Source organism: Nocardioides sp. Bht2, assembly GCF_047308515.1.
In the GTDB taxonomy this organism is placed as follows: domain Bacteria; phylum Actinomycetota; class Actinomycetes; order Propionibacteriales; family Nocardioidaceae; genus Nocardioides.
In genome coordinates, this window is sequence record NZ_JBLBWI010000004.1 from 23,420 (window position 1) to 40,788 (window position 17,369).

The 17,369-nt window shown below is 67.7% G+C and carries 14 protein-coding genes; 10 read left to right on the forward strand and 4 right to left on the reverse strand.

Annotated elements, in window-relative coordinates; translation table 11 throughout:
- Positions 1 to 9 precede the first annotated feature (9 nt).
- The 4 genes from ACLM5J_RS07855 to ACLM5J_RS07870 form a co-directional block, all read right to left on the reverse strand.
- Positions 10 to 1,044 (reverse strand): acyl-CoA dehydrogenase family protein, encoded by a 1,035-nt coding sequence (locus ACLM5J_RS07855; protein WP_413655641.1) that lies wholly within the window; start codon positions 1,042 to 1,044, stop codon positions 10 to 12.
- Positions 1,041 to 2,123, reverse strand: coding sequence for an acyl-CoA dehydrogenase family protein (locus ACLM5J_RS07860; protein ID WP_413655642.1), 1,083 nt, complete (start codon positions 2,121 to 2,123; stop codon positions 1,041 to 1,043). The genes ACLM5J_RS07855 and ACLM5J_RS07860 overlap by 4 nt, the downstream gene beginning before the upstream one ends.
- 103 nt (positions 2,124 to 2,226) lie before the next feature.
- A complete protein-coding gene (locus ACLM5J_RS07865) occupies positions 2,227 to 3,042 on the reverse strand; it encodes a FadR/GntR family transcriptional regulator (protein ID WP_413655644.1) in 816 nt (271 codons plus the stop codon).
- Positions 3,043 to 3,219: 177 nt separating this feature from the next.
- A complete protein-coding gene (locus ACLM5J_RS07870; RefSeq protein WP_413655645.1) occupies positions 3,220 to 3,720 on the reverse strand; it encodes a MaoC family dehydratase in 501 nt (166 codons plus the stop codon).
- A gap of 77 nt (positions 3,721 to 3,797) precedes the next feature.
- Between ACLM5J_RS07870 and ACLM5J_RS07875 the strand changes: the two genes are divergently transcribed.
- The 10 genes from ACLM5J_RS07875 to ACLM5J_RS07920 all read left to right on the forward strand — a co-directional run bounded on the left by ACLM5J_RS07875 (position 3,798) and on the right by ACLM5J_RS07920 (position 17,116).
- Complete coding sequence (locus tag ACLM5J_RS07875; protein ID WP_413655647.1) at positions 3,798 to 4,595, forward strand: class II aldolase/adducin family protein; 798 nt, start codon at positions 3,798 to 3,800, stop codon at positions 4,593 to 4,595.
- A 168-nt stretch (positions 4,596 to 4,763) separates the two neighbouring features.
- On the forward strand, positions 4,764 to 5,738 hold the full coding sequence (locus tag ACLM5J_RS07880) for a fumarylacetoacetate hydrolase family protein (RefSeq protein WP_413655649.1): 975 nt from the start codon (positions 4,764 to 4,766) through the stop codon (positions 5,736 to 5,738).
- Positions 5,739 to 5,837: 99 nt separating this feature from the next.
- On the forward strand, positions 5,838 to 7,040 hold the full coding sequence (locus ACLM5J_RS07885; RefSeq protein WP_413655650.1) for an LLM class flavin-dependent oxidoreductase: 1,203 nt from the start codon (positions 5,838 to 5,840) through the stop codon (positions 7,038 to 7,040).
- Positions 7,041 to 7,047: 7 nt separating this feature from the next.
- Complete coding sequence (locus ACLM5J_RS07890) at positions 7,048 to 7,893, forward strand: LLM class flavin-dependent oxidoreductase (RefSeq protein WP_413655652.1); 846 nt, start codon at positions 7,048 to 7,050, stop codon at positions 7,891 to 7,893.
- Positions 7,894 to 8,138: 245 nt separating this feature from the next.
- On the forward strand, positions 8,139 to 9,662 hold the full coding sequence (locus ACLM5J_RS07895; protein ID WP_413655653.1) for an ABC transporter substrate-binding protein: 1,524 nt from the start codon (positions 8,139 to 8,141) through the stop codon (positions 9,660 to 9,662).
- An 81-nt stretch (positions 9,663 to 9,743) separates the two neighbouring features.
- Positions 9,744 to 10,682 (forward strand): ABC transporter permease, encoded by a 939-nt coding sequence (locus ACLM5J_RS07900; RefSeq protein ID WP_413655968.1) that lies wholly within the window; start codon positions 9,744 to 9,746, stop codon positions 10,680 to 10,682.
- Complete coding sequence (locus ACLM5J_RS07905) at positions 10,679 to 11,578, forward strand: ABC transporter permease (protein WP_413655655.1); 900 nt, start codon at positions 10,679 to 10,681, stop codon at positions 11,576 to 11,578. The genes ACLM5J_RS07900 and ACLM5J_RS07905 overlap by 4 nt, the downstream gene beginning before the upstream one ends.
- Entirely contained in the window at positions 11,575 to 12,612 is a 1,038-nt protein-coding gene (locus tag ACLM5J_RS07910) for an ABC transporter ATP-binding protein (RefSeq protein WP_413655656.1), read from the forward strand. Before ACLM5J_RS07905 ends, ACLM5J_RS07910 begins: the two co-directional genes overlap by 4 nt.
- Positions 12,609 to 13,589: an ABC transporter ATP-binding protein gene (locus ACLM5J_RS07915; RefSeq protein WP_413655658.1), complete on the forward strand. Its 981-nt coding sequence runs from the start codon at positions 12,609 to 12,611 to the stop codon at positions 13,587 to 13,589. The genes ACLM5J_RS07910 and ACLM5J_RS07915 overlap by 4 nt, the downstream gene beginning before the upstream one ends.
- The gene (locus ACLM5J_RS07920; RefSeq protein WP_413655660.1) at positions 13,586 to 17,116 is read left to right on the forward strand and encodes an indolepyruvate ferredoxin oxidoreductase family protein; all 3,531 of its coding nucleotides are present in this window, start codon (positions 13,586 to 13,588) and stop codon (positions 17,114 to 17,116) included. The genes ACLM5J_RS07915 and ACLM5J_RS07920 overlap by 4 nt, the downstream gene beginning before the upstream one ends.
- The last annotated feature ends 253 nt before the right edge of the window (positions 17,117 to 17,369 follow it).

The window sequence follows — 17,369 nt, forward strand, 5'->3', positions numbered from 1 at the left end:
AGACGCCGTTCAGGCCACCGGTGTGGCGGCGGTCAGCGACTCCCACAGCCCCTCTTCGCCGGACTCCAGGGCGCGTCGGCCGAGCTCCTGGGTCCAGGTGGCTTCGCTCCGGCCGCTGTCGCGCCAGGCCCAGAGCCGGGTGCTGTAGCGGTGCAGGCCGAACTCGGCGGTGGTGCCGATCGCGCCGTGCAGCTGGTGCGCGGTCCGCGCCACCAGGGTGCCGACCTGGGCAGCCAGCGTCCGGGCCACCGCGACGGCGTCCCCGCTCTCCGCGACGCCGGCGCTCACCTGGGCCTCCGCCCGCTCCAGTGCGGCCTCGGCCTGGACCAGGTAGATCCGCATCAGGGCGATGTGCCGGGTCACCGCGGGGAGCGCGATCAGTGGCTTGCCGAACTGTTCGCGGGTGCGGACGTGCTCCTTGGTCATCGCGAAGGCGCCGTGACAGGCGCCGATCAGGGCTGCCGCCTGGAGCAGTGCATGGCGGGCCACGATCTCCGCGCGCCGGGGCGCGTCCGCGGGCAGCGGCGTCACGTATGCACCGCTGAGCACAATCGTGTCGCAGGCCTCCTCGGCCAGGTTCTCGCTCTGCTCGATCCGGCTGGTCGCCGGGGTCAGTTCCACCACGAAGGGTTGGCCGTCGACGCCGAGCGCAACGACCGCCTCTGCGTGCCGCGCCCAAGGGACCCGGTTCAGGGTGCCCGAGACGACGGCCCCGTCCAGCTCGAGGTCGGCGTCCAGAGCCAGGGTGCACAGCCCGGGTTCTCCGAGCGGCCCGGCCGTGGCGCGGATCCAGTCCGCGACCGCGACCTCGATGAACGGCACACTGACGCCGGCCTGGCCGAGCGCCGCGGTGACGTTGACCAGGTCGGCGAGGCAGCCGCCCGAGCCGCCCTGCGACTCCTCGATGCCGATCCGGACCAGGGCGAGCTCTTGGAGATGACGCCACAGGTCGGTCTCGAAGCCGGTGCCGGCTCCGGTGCTCTCGCGGGTGTCGCGGACGACTTCGGCGACCAGGCTGCGGATCTGGGTATCGAACTCGCTCATAGCGCGATCTCCTGCTTGGCGATGATGGAGAGCAGTACGTCGGAGGAGCCGCCGCGCAGGCTGAAGCCGGGGGAGGCCAACAGGGCTTGGCCGAACGCCGAGGAGCGCGATCCGGAGCCGGGGCCGCAGAGGGCGCGGTAGGTCTCGATCACCTCGACCTCGAACGCGTTGCCCAAGAACTTCAGGGCCGCAGCCTCCTGCACCGGCGCGCGGCCGGCGTCCAGGGCACGGGCGACGCGCCACGCCAACTGGCGCAGCGAGGCGAGTTGGGCGACGAGGGCGCCGACCCGGCTCTGTGCCTCCGGCGTCGAAGGCACGGTGGCGATCAGTTCGTTCAGTACCGGGTAGGTGGAGAGGATCCGCTCCGGCCCGCCACGTTCGAACGAGAGCTGCTCGATCACCTGGCGCCAACCTTGACCGGCGACGCCGAGCAGGCGGTGTGCCGGCACAAGGACGTCGTCGAAGGTGACCTCGTTGAAGTGGTGTTCGCCGCTGAGGTCGTGGATCGGGCTGATCGAGATCCCGGGGCTGTCCATGTCGACGATGAACTCGCTCAACCCGTGGTGCTTCTTGGGGCCGGCCTCGGAACGGGCCAGCACGTAGCAGTGGGTGGCGCGGTGGGCATGGCTGGTCCAGATCTTGCGGCCCGAGATCCGCCAACCTTCGGGCGTCTCGGTGGCCTTGGTCCGGACGTCGGCCAGATCCGAACCCGCCTCGGGCTCGCTCATCCCGAGGCAGAAGAGCGCGTCGGCAGAGATGATCGCGGGCAGGATCTCGTCACGTAGTTCGGGACTGCCGTGGCGCAGGATGGCGGGCCCGATCTGGCGGTCGCCGATCCAGTGCGCAGCAACGGGCGCGCCGGCCCGCAGCAGTTCTTCGGTGACGGCGAGCCGGTCGACATGGGTGCGTCCGGCGCCGCCGACGCTGCGCGGCCAGGTCATCCCGATCAGGCCGCGCTGGGCGAGCTCTTTACTGAAGGCGGGGTCGAAGCAACGCAGCCAGGCGTCACTGCTCGGCGTGAAGCGACCTTCGCTGCGCCATGCCGAGATCAGGTCGCGAGCGGCGCCGACCGAGTCCATCTCTGAAGCTGAATTCTGCGCTGTCGGCAGGTCTTCCACGTCTGTGCATCTCCATGGCTGGGGGAGTTGCGGCAGGCCAAGGAGAGTGCGCCACAACTCCTATTTACTCTATCATAGAGAAGTTAGAGTCAGACATGAGTTTGCGGAGGTCCAGGATGGGGACTTCGATGCCCTCGCCGTAGTTCGGCGAGGGGTAGCTCTGGGCCTTCAGCAGGTGCTTCGCAGCCAGGGTCCGGGTGGCGGCTCCGTCGCCGGCCTCGATCAGATCGATCAGCTTCTCGTGCACCTCGAGGGCCTGGAGGCGCTCCTCCATCGGCACCTCCTTGTCGGATTCACGGCTCTGGATCAGGTCGGTCTCGTGGTTGGACCAGAGCGCCTCGAGGGCACCGACGATGACGATCAGCGGCCGGTTCCCGCAGAGGCTGACCAAGCCTTCGTGGAACTCGCGGGAGCACTTCGTGACGGCGTCGAGATCCTCCACGCTGGCCACGGCCTTCGCGTGCAGTGCCCGCAGCTGCGGGACCACGGCCTCCATCCGGTCGGGCCGTTCGGCGCAGGCCTGCGCGCAGCCCGGCTCGAGTTCGCGCAGCGCGTAGGCGACCTCGGGGATGTCGACGCCCTTGCTGTGCAGCAGCAGGGAGAGTGTGTAGGCCACGTTCATCGATGTCGGCCGGTGCACCACCGCTCCGCCCTTGTTGCCGCGCCGAACCGTGATCAGGCCCTCGGCCTCGAGGATCCGCATCGCCTCGCGAAGAGAGGGCTTGCTGACCGGATAGGCGAGCCGGAGCTCCTCCTCCTTGGGCAGCGTCATGCCGTCCTCGAGGTCACCGCCGAGGATGCGTTCGCGAAGGTGATCTGCGACGAGCTCTGCGACGCGCTGCCACCGTAGGTTGACGGCTTTCGGGGCGGGGGTGGCCACTGGATCCCTCACTTAGTGGTGTGGTGACGAGCCCTCGATTCCTGTGACGAGGTGGAGGGCTCTGCCGGTGCGATCGGGGCGCTGCCGACGCTGAATACGTACCTGCGCTAGCGCGCCTTTCCGCTGTTATTGCTAAAAGATACAGGTTGAGTGGATTGCTGTATCACAATGCGCGGCTCAGTTGTCGGGCGTAGCCACTCCGCGGATCATCCGTACGGGTTCGTAGGTCATCACTGCGACGCCGTCGCGTCCGACGACGGTGTTGCGGGTGGTCACCACACCTCGCTTGCCGTCGCTGGTCGGTCGCGCCTCGAGAACTTCGACGACCACGGTGATGGTGTCGCCGACGAGCACCGGTGCATGCACCTTGACGTCGGCGGAGAGGAACGCCATGCCGGTTCCGTGGATGACGCCGGACTGCATGACCAGCCCCTCGGCGTAGCTGAAGGTGAGGGCGCCGGGGATCAGGCGACCGCCGTAGCCGGCCTCGCGCGAGGCGGCCTCGTCGTAGAAGAGCGGCTCGTTGAGTCCGGCAAGGGCGGTGAAGCTGACCAGATCGGACTCGGTGACCGTCCGCGAAGCGGTGCGGAAGGTGGATCCGGGGGTCATCTCCTGGAAGGTCTGGCCGCTGATCAGCGGGCGGATCTGGTGCAGGTCGACGGGCGAGTGGGCGCTCATGGCAACTCCTGAGGGTGCGGGCTGTCGAGGGGTCGGGCTCGATTGACTTTGATCCTTCTCTCTATAAGATACAAAATATGGAGAAGAATGAGTCGACACTACCGGGCGAGGTTCGCGCCGGTGGCCTCGGTGTCTGGGCGCCGTCGGTGATGCCCACGATCGGCGTCGAGTTGAGCGACGAGCAGCAGCTGGCCTGCGTCTTCCGAGTACTGGCCGCCGACGGCTTCTCGGAGAACATCGCCGGGCACATCACCTGGCAGCGTCCTGGCGGCACCGACATGCTGGTCAACCCGTGGGGTCTGTGGTGGGACGAACTCACTGCGGCCGACATCTGCACCGTCGACACCGAAGGCCGCGTGGTCGCGGGCAAGTGGGACGTGAGCCCGGCGATCCACATCCACACCGAACTGCACCGCCTGCGCCCCGATGCGCGGGTGGTGATCCACAACCACCCGTACTACGTGAGCGTGATGGCGGCCCTCGGCATGTTGCCCGAGCTCGTCCACCAGACCGGCAGCATGTACCTCAACGACCTCAAGCTGGTGATGGAGTACAGCGGCGAGGTCGACACGCCCGACCTGGGGGTCGAGCTGGCCGAGCAGATCGGCGACGCCCCGGTCTCGATCCTGGCCAACCACGGAGTCATCGTCACCGGCGCGACTCCTGAGGAGGCGCTCTATCGCGCGGCGACGATCGACCGCACCTGCAGGCTCGCCTATGACGTGCTCGCGGTCGGCCTGCCGGCTCTCAAGATCGCCGAGGGCGTGATGGTCGGCATGCAGCAGTCGCTGCTCGAGCGTGGTTCGCAGGTCTACTTCGACGGCGCTGTGCGGCGTCTGCTCCGTGACCACCCCGAGGTCCTGCACACCTCCTGAGACCACGCGCGTCGGCGTCCCGGATCGGTGACGCCGACGCGCGGCCAATGGCGTGGCGAACGCGACTTTCTGCGCTTCGTGATGCTAAATTCCCAATGTTAGAGAAAATAGCGTTTCCAGAGCGGGCCGTGCGAGCGGATGAACCGCCCCTGACCCTCGGAGGTTGTCATGAAACTCGCCAGTGTCTCGGTCCCGTCGGGACGCGCTGTCGTCGTCGCCGCGCTGGGCACCGAGCCCTCCTACCTCCTCGACGTCGAGGGCTACCGGCGTCACGCCGCGGCCGTAGCCGATGCTCCGCTCGCGGAGACGGACCGGCTCGCGCCCACCATGCGTGACCTGCTCGCCGGCGGCAGCGCGGCGATGGCCGAGGTGGCCACGCTGGTGGCGGCCGCCGCCGCCCAGGTCGCGGCGGAAGGTGTGGAGTCGCTGGCGGCGCAGGAACTCGTCGTCGCCGAGTCCGAGGTCGTCTTCCAGGCGCCGGTGCCGAACCCCGGCAAGATGATCTTCGCGGGCCGCAACTACCGCGCCCACCGCGAAGAGGTCGGCCTCGATGAGGACCGCGGCGAGGCCCCCACCTTCTTCGCCAAATACCCCTCGACGCTGACCGGTCACGCGACCAACATCGAGGTGCCCTGGTTCTCCGACCAGATCGACTACGAGATCGAACTGGCTGTCGTGATCGGCACCCAGTGCCGCGACGTCGAGCCGCGAGACGCCCTCGGCGTCGTCGCCGGATACACGGTGACCAACGACGTCAGTGCCCGCAACTTCCAGCTCACCGAGAAGAACGCCATCTTCCTGGGCAAGAACTTCGACACGGCCGCACCGATGGGTCCGTGGCTGGTCACCGCCGACGAGGTCGGCGATCCCACCAACCTCGACATCGAGTGCCGCGTCGACGGCGAGGTGCGCCAGCAGGGCAACACCTCCAGCATGCTCTGGTCGATCGCCGAACTGATCGCCTACGCCTCGCGATTGACCTTGGAGCCGGGCGACATCGTCTCCACCGGCACCACCAACGGCTGCGCCTACGGCCAGCCCCCCGGCGCCGAGCGCGACCGGCTTCTACTCCGCCCGGGCCAGGTCCTCGAGTCCGAGATCAGTGGCGTGGGGCTGCTCCGCAACCCCATCGCCGACAGCTGATCCGGCTCGTTCCTGCGCCCGAATCCCCAGCACCCCAACGACTATCGAGATGCGGACCCTCCCTGGGGAGGCTCCGTTCCATGCAGAGAGGACTGGCTCTTGCCTAGCAGCAGCGAGACCGCGACAACGACCACGAACACCTCCCTGAAGGCCGGCATCTTCATGATGCCCGCCCACGCCCCCGACCGGCCGCTGGCCGAGGCGCAGAACTGGGACCTCTCGGTCCTGACCGCGGCTGACCGGATGGGCTTCAGTGAAGGTTGGGTGGGCGAACACTTCACTTCGCCCTGGGAGCCGAACCCGGCCCCGGACCTGTTGCTGGCACAGGCGTTCCGCGAGACCGAGAACATCAAGCTCGGCCCCGGTACCCACCTGGTCCCGTTCCACCACCCGGCCGAACTGGCGCTCCGGTTGGCCTACATGGATCACCTCTCCGGTGGTCGGCTGCAGGTCGGACTCGGCCCGGGCAGCGTCCCATCCGACCATGCCACCTTCGGTGTGGACGGAAAGAGCGGTCAGCACCTGGAGATGTTCCACGAGGGCTTGGAGATCATCCTCAAGTACTGGAACGAACGCGAGCCGTGGCGCTTCGAGGGCAAGTACTGGACCTGTGAGCGGGTCGCCCGCGACTTCATGGCCGACGGCCGGCTCGGCCAGTTCCTGGAGCCGATGCAGACGCCGCACCCGCGGATCGCGATGGCCGGTGCCAGCCCCAACTCCGAGACCCTGCGGATGTGTGGCCGCCGCGGCTTCATCCCGCTCTCGCTGAACATGCACCCGCGTTTCGTGAGCCAGCACTTCGACACCTACGCGGCCGGTGCCGCCGAAGGTGGCCGGGTCGCCGACCGCCGCGACTGGCGGATCCTCAAGGAGGTCTTCGTCGCCGAGACCGACGCCGAGGCCCGCAAGCTGGCGACGTCCGGCTTCGTGGAGCGCTTCTTCAACGAGTTCTGGCTGCCGATCTACGGCAAGAACGGCCGTCTGCTGAGCATGCACAAGCACGACGACTCGGTCGCCGACGAGGACGTGACCCTTGACTACCTGATCGACACCAGCTGGATCGTCGGTTCGGTGGAGACGGCGATCGACAAACTCCAGGCGCTCTACGACCAGTCGGGTGGTTTCGGCACGATCATGATGTTGAGCCGCGACTACCAGGACGCCCCCGAGGCCTGGTTCAACTCGATGGAGCTCTTCGTCAACGAGGTGCTCCCGAAGATCAAGACGCATGACGGTGAGCCGATTCAGGTCGCCACCGAAGCGTCCGATGCTGCGTCGCTCGTCGGCGCGGGCGAGAGCTGAGGCCGCGATGCGTCACGGTCTCCTGGTTCCGGCGAGCTACACGGACTGGCCGACGTTGCGTTCGTGTTGGGAGGTTGCCGATGCGGACCCGATCATCGAGTCCGCGTGGTTGACCGACCATCTCTTCGCCTCCACCGAACTGGGCCGTCTCGACAGCTCCGGCGACACGTTGGAGTCGTGGACGACGGCGGCCGCGCTGGCGATGGTGACCGAGCGGATCCGGATCGGCTTCTTGATGGCCAACGTCTCGCTCCGGGCCCCCTTCGTGATCGCCAAGATGGCCGCCAACCTGGACCACCTCTCCGGTGGCCGGTTGGAGCTCGGCATCGGTGCCGGTTGGGCTGAGGCCGAGGCGCAGGCTTGCGGCACCACGCTGGGCACGCCGAAGGAGCGGCTGGCGCGCCAGGAGGAGGCGCTGGAGATCATCACCCAGCTGCTCACCGGCGAGCCGGTCAGCTTCGATGGTGAGCACTTCAAGATCGAGCTCGCCCAGTGCGTGCCCGCTCCGGTGCAGACGCCACGTCCGCCGATCGCGGTAGGTGGGCACGGTCTGGTGAAGACGCCGCGGTTGGCGGCGCAGTGGGCCGACCACTGGAACTGCAACTGGCGTACGCCTGAGGAGTGGACCGAACGGCGCGACGCCTTCGTCAAGGCTTGCGAGGTGCACGGCCGCGACCTGTCCACGATGACGACGTCGACCGCACTCGCCTTCGACCCGGCGGCTCCGGAGAAGTACCTGGAGCTGCTTGCCGAGTACGAGCGCCGCGGTGCGGACCTGGTGATCGCGGTCCTCGACTCGGGGACCGGGCCGGACGACGTCCAGCTGCTGATCGACACGATCCGCAACCGCTGACGGGCACCGGGCACTCCGTGTGCAGCAAGGGTTTCCGAGCGTCCGACGTCGGCTTCTGGCCGGCGTCGGCCCCTCGGATCGGCGTCCTCTCGGCCGGGTACGAGGTGCCGCCAGAACGACGAATTTGAGTCCCTTGACTTTTTTCGTATCTTTTATAAATTACGCATCACAGAACCGGGCAGCGACATCCATGCGATGCGTCAACCGGCCCTTCGGATGGGAGATTGTCGTTGTATCGGAAACTAATGTCCGCCGTCGTGGCGCTCGGGCTGGCCAGTGCTCTGGCCGCCTGCGGCTCGGAAGCGTCGGATAACACGGGCGAGGTCGACCTGAACGCAACGCTGCGTTTCGGCATGACCTATGGCACCAGCAGCTACGACCCGCACAAGACGCTGCAGACCTCGGACAACAACCTGTTGTTCAACGTGTACGACCGGCTGATCCAGCGCACGCCCGACGGCGACCTGATCCCGGGTCTCGCCGAGTCGTGGGAGACCGACGCCTCGGGCAAGGTGATGACGCTCAAGATCCGCAAGGGCGTCAAGTTCCAGGACGGCGCCGTGCTCGACGCCGAGGCCGTGAAGATCAACCTCGACCGTGCGAAGGAGCCGGACAGCAACACCGCGCCGCTGCTCGCCTCGATCGAGTCGGTCGATGTTGTTGACGAGTCGACCGTCGCGCTGAACCTCGACGGCTTCGGCGCTGCGCTCCCGCAGACCCTGACCGACCTGGCCGGCATGATCGTCAGCCCCAAGGCGCTGGCCAAGCCGGACGCCGCCGAGTTCTTGGCCACCACCCCGGCCGGTGCCGGCCGCTACAAGCTCAAGTCCGCCAAGCCGGGTGCGCACTACGAGTTCACCGCGTTCGACGGCTACTGGAACGCCGACGCCGTCAAGGCGAAGAACCTGGTCTGGGAAGTCATGCCGGACGCCACCGCGCGCCTGAACGCGCTGAAGTCGGGCCAGTTGGACATCGCGCTGATCGCGCCGACCATCATCGGCCAGGCCGAGCAGGACAAGGATCTGACCGTTCAGATCAAGCCGAGCCTGACGCACTACATGTTCTACTTCAACCAGCAGAAGGCTGAGTTCGACAAGGTCGAGGTCCGCCAGGCGATCGCCAAGGCGATCAACAAGGACGCCATCGTCGAGGCCGCCTTCGAGGGCCAGGCCGTGGCCGCCAGCCAGGATGTGCCGAAGGACTACTTCGCGTACAACCCCAGCCTGGAGAGCGTCAACACCTACGACCCCGACGGCGCGAAGGCCCTGCTCGAGCAGGCCGGCCTGAAGGACGGCTTCAGCTTCACCGCGATGGTCATGAACATCCCCGAGTACGTGGTGATGGCCGAGATGATCCAGTCCGACCTGGCGAAGATCGGGATCAAGATGGAGATGACCATGTTGCCTCCGTCCGACCTGGCTCCCACCTTCAACAAGGGTGAGGGCGACGCCACCATCAGCGCCTGGGTCGGCCGTCCCGACCCGTCCATCCTGTACAGCAGCTACTTCCTCAAGGACTCGGTCTCCAACCCGTCCAAGTCCGAGGTCGACGGCATCCGCGCTGCACTGGACAAGGCCAACTCGGTCTACGACGACAAGGGCCGCGCCGCAGCAATGGGTGAGGTCTCCGCCATGGTCATCGAGAACGCACTCGTGGTCCCCGTCGCCTTCATGGTGACCGGCGCGATCCACACCAAGGACGTGCTCGGCTTCGACGCTTACGCCATCGGCGTCGAGCTGCGCGAAGCAGGCCTTTCCGGCAAGAAGTAACGGACGTCCCCACGTCCCTGTGTCAAAGGCTGGCCGGTCCGACGGACCGGCCAGCCTGACTGGGAGGATCCCCCCTTGTTCATGATGGTTCTGAGGCGCTTGGCGGCCTCCATCCCGTTGATTCTCCTCGCCACCGTCATCACGTTCGCGTTGGTCTTCTTCATCCCTGGAGACCCAGCCGCTCGGATCGCGGGCGAGGGCGCCACCCCGGAGCAGATCGCCCAGGTTGCCGACGATCTCGGGCTCGATCGACCTGTTGCAGTGCGCTATCTGGATTTCGTGGGAGACGCCGCCCGCGGTGACCTCGGAACCAGCTACACCTTCCGTACCCCGGTTCGCGAAATGATCGTGCAGCGCCTACCGGTGACCCTCTCGCTGACCCTGGTCGCGGTGGTGATGGCTCTGCTGATGGGACTTCCCGCCGGCATCTACGCCGCACGCCGTGCCGGTCGCTGGCAGGACCGGGCGGCCACTGCGGTGACCACCTTCGGTCTGGCCACCCCCAACTTCGTCCTGGGCCTCTTGCTGATCCTCGGACTCTCCATCCAACTGGAGTGGTTCCCGGCGACCGGCTATATGCCGATGTCGGAAGGGTTCGGCCTCTGGCTCAAACACCTGATCCTTCCCGGGCTCGCGCTCGGCGTGGTCGCTGCCGCTGAGATCGCCCGGCAGTTGCGCGGCTCGTTGATCGACGTCCTCAAGCAGGACTACATCCGCACCGCCGTCGCCAAGGGTCTGAGCCCGGTCAGCGTGGTCTGGAAGCACGCGCTGAAGAACGCCTGCATGCCGGTGATCACCGTGCTGGGTATGCAGATCGCCTTCCTGCTCGGTGGCACCGCCGTCGTCGAGTCGATCTTCGGAATCAAGGGCCTGGGCGACTTCGCGGTCCAGTCCGTGATGTCGCGGGACCTGCCTGCCATCCAGGGAATGGTGATCTTCGCCGTCCTGGTCACGATCCTGGCCAGCCTCGTCGTCGACATCGCCTACGGCTGGCTCAACCCCAAGGTGCGTACCTCATGACCAACTCCAGCGCCGCCTCCGCGCGTGGCACCCGGAGGAACAAGGCGGAGACGCCACGGCGCCGTTTCGTGCGCCGCTTCACCCGGCGTCACCTGAACCTCGTCTCGCTCGGGTTCCTGCTGCTCGTGATCGTCTCGGGGCTGTTGGCGCAGTGGCTCGCGCCGCACGACCCGTTGGCCCAGGACGTCGTCAATCGACGTCTGCCACCGTTCTCCCCCGACCACCTGCTCGGCACCGACAACCTCGGTCGCGACACGTTGAGTCGGTTGCTCTACGGCAGCCGGGTCGCCGTCCAGGCGGCAGTGATCTCGGTCGGTATCGGCCTGGGTATCGGTCTGGTCCCGGCCCTGATCGCGGGCTATCTCGGCGGGTGGTGGGACGGCGTCCTGTCCCGGATCGCCGACACCCTGCTGAGCTTCCCGCCGCTTCTGCTGGCGATGGCGATCGTCGGCGTGATGGGACCCAACCTCACCAACGCGATGACCGCGGTCGGCATCATCTTCGCGCCGCGTTTCTTCCGCGTGGTCCGTTCCGCGGTGCTCTCGGTGCGCGAGGAGACCTACATCGAGGCGTCGCGCAGCATGGGCACGCCGACCCACTACATCCTGCGTCGTCACGTGCTCCCCAATGCGCTGTCGCCGCTGATCGTGCAGATCTCCCTGGCCTGTGGTTTCGCGATCCTGGCCGAAGCGTCGCTGAGCTTCCTGACCTTGGGTGTGACGCCACCCGAGCCGAGTTGGGGCCGGATGTTGGCCGAAGGCCGTGAGGCGTGGTTCTACACGCCGTGGCTCACCGTGATCCCCGCCGTGGCGATCGTGCTGACCGTCCTCGCCTGCAACCTGATGGGCGACGGAATCCGCGACAGTGTTGGACGAGAGACGAGGGACGCCGGGTGAACGGCACAACGCAGAACACAACGGCCGGCGCCACCACCGTGGACCGCAACGCCCAACCCCTGTTGCGGATCGATGGTCTGAGTGTCGACTTCTCCACCGAGCACGGCTGGGTCAACGTCGTCAACGACGTCTCCTTCGACCTGCCGCACGGTGCCATCGTCGGTCTGGTCGGTGAGTCCGGGTCGGGCAAGTCGGTGACCTGTCAGTCGATCCTGCAGTTGATCCCGCAGCCCCCTGGCCGGATCACCTCGGGCCGGATCGAGTTCGAGGGGCGCGACCTGCTCTCCTTGACGCCGCGGCAACTGCGCTCGGTGCGCGGCGCGGAGATCGCGATGATCTTCCAGGAGCCGATGACCAGCCTCAACCCGGCCTTCACCATCGGCAACCAGATCGTCGAGGTGGTGCGTCGGCACAAGGGCGCGGACCGGAAGACCGCCAGGGCGCGCGCGATCGAGGTGCTCGACCTGGTCGGTATCCCGCGGGCCGCCGACCGGCTCGACCAGTACCCGCACGAGTTCTCCGGCGGAATGCGGCAGCGCGCGATGATCGCGATGGCGTTGGCTGCCGAGCCGAAGCTGCTGATCGCCGACGAGCCGACGACCGCGCTCGACGTCACGATCCAGGCGCAGGTGCTGGAGCTGATCCGCGGTCTGGCCAAGGACCTGGACATGGGCGTGCTCTTCGTGACCCATGACCTCGGCGTCGTCGCCGACGTCTGCGACCAGGTCGTGGTGATGTACGGCGGCCAGGTCTTCGAGTCGGCCTCGACCGCGGAGATCTTCGAGAAGCCGGCGCACCTCTACACCGAGGCTTTGCTGCGTTCGCGCCCGAGCATCGAGGAGGTCGTCGACCTCCAGGTGATCCCCGGCGCACCGCCGCTGCCCTTCGAGATGCCGCCGGGCTGCCGCTTCGCCCCACGTTGTACCGAGTACGAAGCCCAGTGCGATGAACCCGTCCAGCTGCTCCAGGTCGCCCCGGAGCGGATGAGCCGTTGTGTACGTGGCCCTTTGATGATTGCGGGTGGTAACCGATGACGCCTCTGTTGCGTGTGAAGGACCTCGGCGTCCAGTTCAAGGTCCGCGGCGGTCGTCGCCTGCAGGCCGTGCGTGGGCTGAGCTTCGAGATCGCACCCCGGGAGACGGTGGCACTGGTCGGCGAGTCGGGCTCCGGCAAGTCGACGGCGGCCCGCGCGGTGCTGCGTCTGGTCAAGAGCTCCTCGGGAACCGTGGAGATCAACGGCCAGGAGATCACCACCATGCGGCCCCGCGAGCTCGCCCGGTTCCGGCGGCACGCCCAGATGGTCTTCCAGGACCCGTACTCCTCGCTCGACCCGTCGATGACGATCGCGGAGTCGCTCGCCGAGCCACTCCGTTTCCACACCGAACTCACCCGAGGCGAACGCCGTAGCCGGGCCGAGGAGTTGCTGGAACAGGTCGGCCTGCGCCGTGAGCACGCCGACCGGTACCCGCACGAGTTCTCCGGTGGCCAGCGCCAGCGGATCGCGATCGCGCGGGCGATCGCGCTCAACCCGAGCCTGTTGGTCGCCGACGAGGCTGTCAGCGCCCTCGACGTGTCGAGCCAGAACCAGATCCTGCTGCTGCTCAAGCGGCTCTCCGACGAGCTCGGCATCGGCTGCCTCTTCATCAGCCACGACCTTGCGGTGGTGCGGAACCTCGCCGACCGGATCCTGGTGATGTACCTGGGCCACATCGTCGAGGAGGGCCCGACCCAATCGGTCTTCGAGTCGCCGCGCCACCCCTACACCGCGGCGCTGCTCTCGGCCGCACTGGTCGCCGACCCCAAGCGCCAGGCCGAGCGCCGTCGGGTGCAGCTCACCGGTGAGCTGCCTGACCCGACCAACCCACCCAAGGGCTGCGTCTTCAGCACCCGCTGCCCGCAGGCACAGGCGATCTGCCACCAGGAGGCACCGGTCTCCCGGTCCACTGCTGTCGGCGGATCGGTCGCCTGCCACTTCGAACTGACCCCCAGCAATGGAAAGCGTGAGGCATGACCCAGCTCGATGTCGTCCGGGAATCCGAACGACATGTTGACGACCTGCAGGACCGTTACACCCTGGCCGACGGGGAGGTGTTCCTGACAGGTCTCCAGGCGCTCGTGCGGTTGCCGCTCGAGCAGGCCCGGCGCGACGCCGCCCAGAAGCTGCGAACGGCGACCTACGTCTCGGGCTACGAAGGCTCCCCGCTCGGCGGGTACGACCTGGAGCTCGCCCGCCGCAAGTCGCTGATGTCCAACAGTTCGATCATCGTCCAGCCCGGCGTCAATGAGGAGCTCGCAGCGACCGCCGTCGCCGGCACCCAGCAGGCGCCGACCATTCGCGGAGCGCGCTACGACGGCGTCCTCGGCTTCTGGTACGGCAAGGCGCCCGGCCTGGACCGCGCCTCCGACGCGATCCGGCACGGCAACCTGATCGGCACCCACCACCAGGGCGGTGCCGTCGCCCTGGTCGGTGACGACGCCGCCTCCAAGTCCTCGACGTTGCCGTGCTCCTCGGAGCCGATGCTCTCCACCCTCCTGATCCCGACCCTGGCCCCGGCCGACCCGGGCGATGTCCTGGAGCTCGGGCGGCACGCGGTCGAACTCTCCCGGATCAGCGGACTGTGGTCGGCGCTGAAGATCGGCACCAACGTGGCCGACGGTTTCTCCTCCACCCGGGTCCGCTCGCAGTGGGACCCGATCGTGGTGCCCGAGGTGATGCTCGACGGTCGCCTCTACCGCCACGAAGTGAAGATGGCCGGCGACGTGAAGTCGCGCCAGGAGCTGGAGCGGACCGCGCACCTGGCTCGGCTGCCGCTGGCCCGTGCCTACGGCCGACTGAACGGCCTCAACCGGATCCGTACCGCCGCCCGCGACGCCCAGGTCACCATCGTCGCGGCCGGTAAGACCTACCTCGACCTGCGCCAGGCGCTGCGGTCGATGGTCGACGACGCCGACCTCGAGCGGATCGGGATCCGCCTGGTCAAGCTCGGCATGATCTTCCCGATCGATCCCGCCGACATCGTCGAGCTCGCTGACGGCGTCCGCGAGATCATCGTGGTCGAGGAGAAGACCCCGTTCATCGAGACGGCGATCAAGGAGGCCCTCTACGGCCGGGCGCACGCCCCGCGAGTGGTCGGCAAGCTGGACGACGAAGGCCAGCTGCTCTTCCCGTCGACCGGTGAGCTCGACCCCGACGTGATCGGTGCGGCGCTCCGCAGGCGGCTGCGACCGATGCTGGAGGCGGTCGGCGCGACCGTGCCGGAGCCGGCCCAGGCCCCGCGGGTCCGGACCCAGCTCCCGCTCGCGCTGCCGATCTCGCGTGGACCGTTCACCTGCTCGGGCTGCCCGCACAACTCGTCGCTGGCGGTCCCGACCGGGTCGCTGGTCGGTGCTGGCACCGGGTGTCACTCGCTGGTCGCGCAGATGCCCGCCGACAAGGTCGGCGACGTCGTGGTCAAGGGTCAGATGGGCGGCGAAGGCGCGCAGTGGTTGGGCATCTCGCCCTTCACCAGCCACGAGCACATCTTCCAGAACCTGGGTGACGGCACCTTCGCGCACTCCGGCAGCCTGGCGATCCGGGCCGCCGTCGCAGGTGGCGTGAACATCACCTACAAGATCCTGTTCAACTCCGCCGTCGCGATGACCGGTGGTCAGCGCCCGGTCGGCGAGATGAGCGTCGCCGAGATCGTGGAACTCCTCGAGGCCGAAGGCGTCAAGAAGATCATCGTGACCACCGAGGAACCCAAGCGGTATCGGCGGATCAGGCTCAGCTCGATCGCCGAGGTTCGGGAACGCTCGCAGATCGTCGCGGCGCAGGAGGAGCTCGCCAAGGTTCCCGGCGTCACCGCGTTGATCCACGACCAGGAGTGTGCGGCCGAGAAGCGGCGCAAGCGCAAGCGCGGCACCCTGCCCACGCCGGAGCAGCGGGTCTTCATCAACGAGCGTCTCTGCGAAGGTTGTGGCGACTGCGGCGTGAAGTCCAGCTGTCTCTCGGTGCAGCCGGTGGAGACCGACCTGGGCCGCAAGACCCAGATCGATCAGTCCTCGTGCAACAAGGACTACACCTGCCTCGACGGCGACTGCCCGTCGTTCATGACGGTGGTCCCGGCCGCGGGCGGTGGCGCGATCGCGCCGTTGGCTCCGGCTCGGACCCTGGCTGCCGACGACCTTCCGGACCCGGCTCCGACCGGCGATGGGCGGGTCTCGCTACGGATCACCGGCATCGGTGGCACCGGCGTGGTCACGGTCTCCCAGATGATCGGTATGGCGGCGTTCGTCTCGGGTGCCCATGTGCGCGGCCTGGACATGATCGGCCTTGCCCAGAAGGGCGGAGCCGTCGTCTCCGACATCAAGGTCCGGCCCAACGACGCCGACGAGGCCAACCGGAACGCGGTCGGCGAGTGCGACCTCTACCTGGGTTGCGACCTGCTGGTCGCCGCGGATGCTGCGAACCTGAAGACCGCGGAGCCGCGACGCACCGTCGCCGTCGTCTCGACGACCGAGGTGCCGACCGGCAAGGCCGTGGTGGACACCGCAGTGCAGTACCCGTCGGTGCCGGGACTGATCGACCAGATCGACCAGGCCACCACGCCGGGCCGCAACGTCTTCTTCGACGCGCGCGCGGCGGCGACCAACCTGTTCGGTGACGACCAGTTGGCCAATGTGCTGCTGCTGGGTGCGGCGAGCCAGACCGGCCTGCTGCCCTTCTCGCCGGCCCAGTTGGAGCGGGCCGCGGAGCTGAACGGTGCTCGCGTCGAGCAGAACATCCAGGCGTTGCGCTGGGGTCGGATGCTGGTCGCGGACCGGGCGAGTTTCGACCGCGAGCTGGCTCGCGGCACGGTGCTGCCGACCCCGGTCGAGTTCTCGGCCGACGCTGTCGAGTTGGCCGCGATCGTGGCTGCCGCCCCGGGCACCGAGTTGGCGCGCGTCGTCGCAGATCGGACCGCCGACCTGATCCGGTACCAGAACAAGGCCTACGCGCGCCGCTACGTCGAGGTTGTGGAGCGGGCCCGGAGTGCGGCCGGTCGCGCGGATCTCGACGATGCGTTCGCCGAGAACGTGGCGCGCCAGCTCTACAAGCTGATGGCGTACAAGGACGAGTACGAGGTGGCCCGGCTCGCGCTGGACCCGACGGTCCGCGGCGAAGTGGCAGCGACCTTCGGCAGTGGCGCCAAGGTCGCCTGGAAGATCCACCCGCCGATCCTGCGGGCGATGGGTCTGAAGAAGAAGTTGACGCTGGGTGCGTGGTTCACCCCGGTCTTCCGGCTGCTCTACGGGCTGCGCTCGATCCGGGGGACCAAGCTCGACATCTTCGGCTACGACGGCGTCCGTCGCACGGAGCGTCAGCTGGTCAAGGAGTACATCGAGACCGTCGACGGGCTCTCGGGCCGACTGAACGCGGGCAACGCCGAGGTCGCGATCGAGATCGCCGGGCTGCCGGACATGGTCCGTGGCTACGAGCAGATCAAGCTCGACAACGTGGCCCGCTACCGGGCCCATCAGATCGAGCTGCTGGAAAGCCTGACTGTCCCCGTCAGCTGACCGGCCCGCTCCACCTCAATGTGACCTCAGCGTCGTGAAACCTTCGGTTTCCACGCGCTGAGGTCACATTGAGGTGGTGGTGGCGAAGTGTCGTCGGACGTCGCTAGGGTGATCGGGCGTTGTGCAGAGCCCCATGTACATCGACCGACAGGACCCGAATGTCCGCTTCGTCGTCACTTGATCCGCGCATCCCGGGCGCCCCGCCCGGCCTGCGCGGAGAGGTCGCGCCCGTCGATCGCTCGGGGCCGCCGGC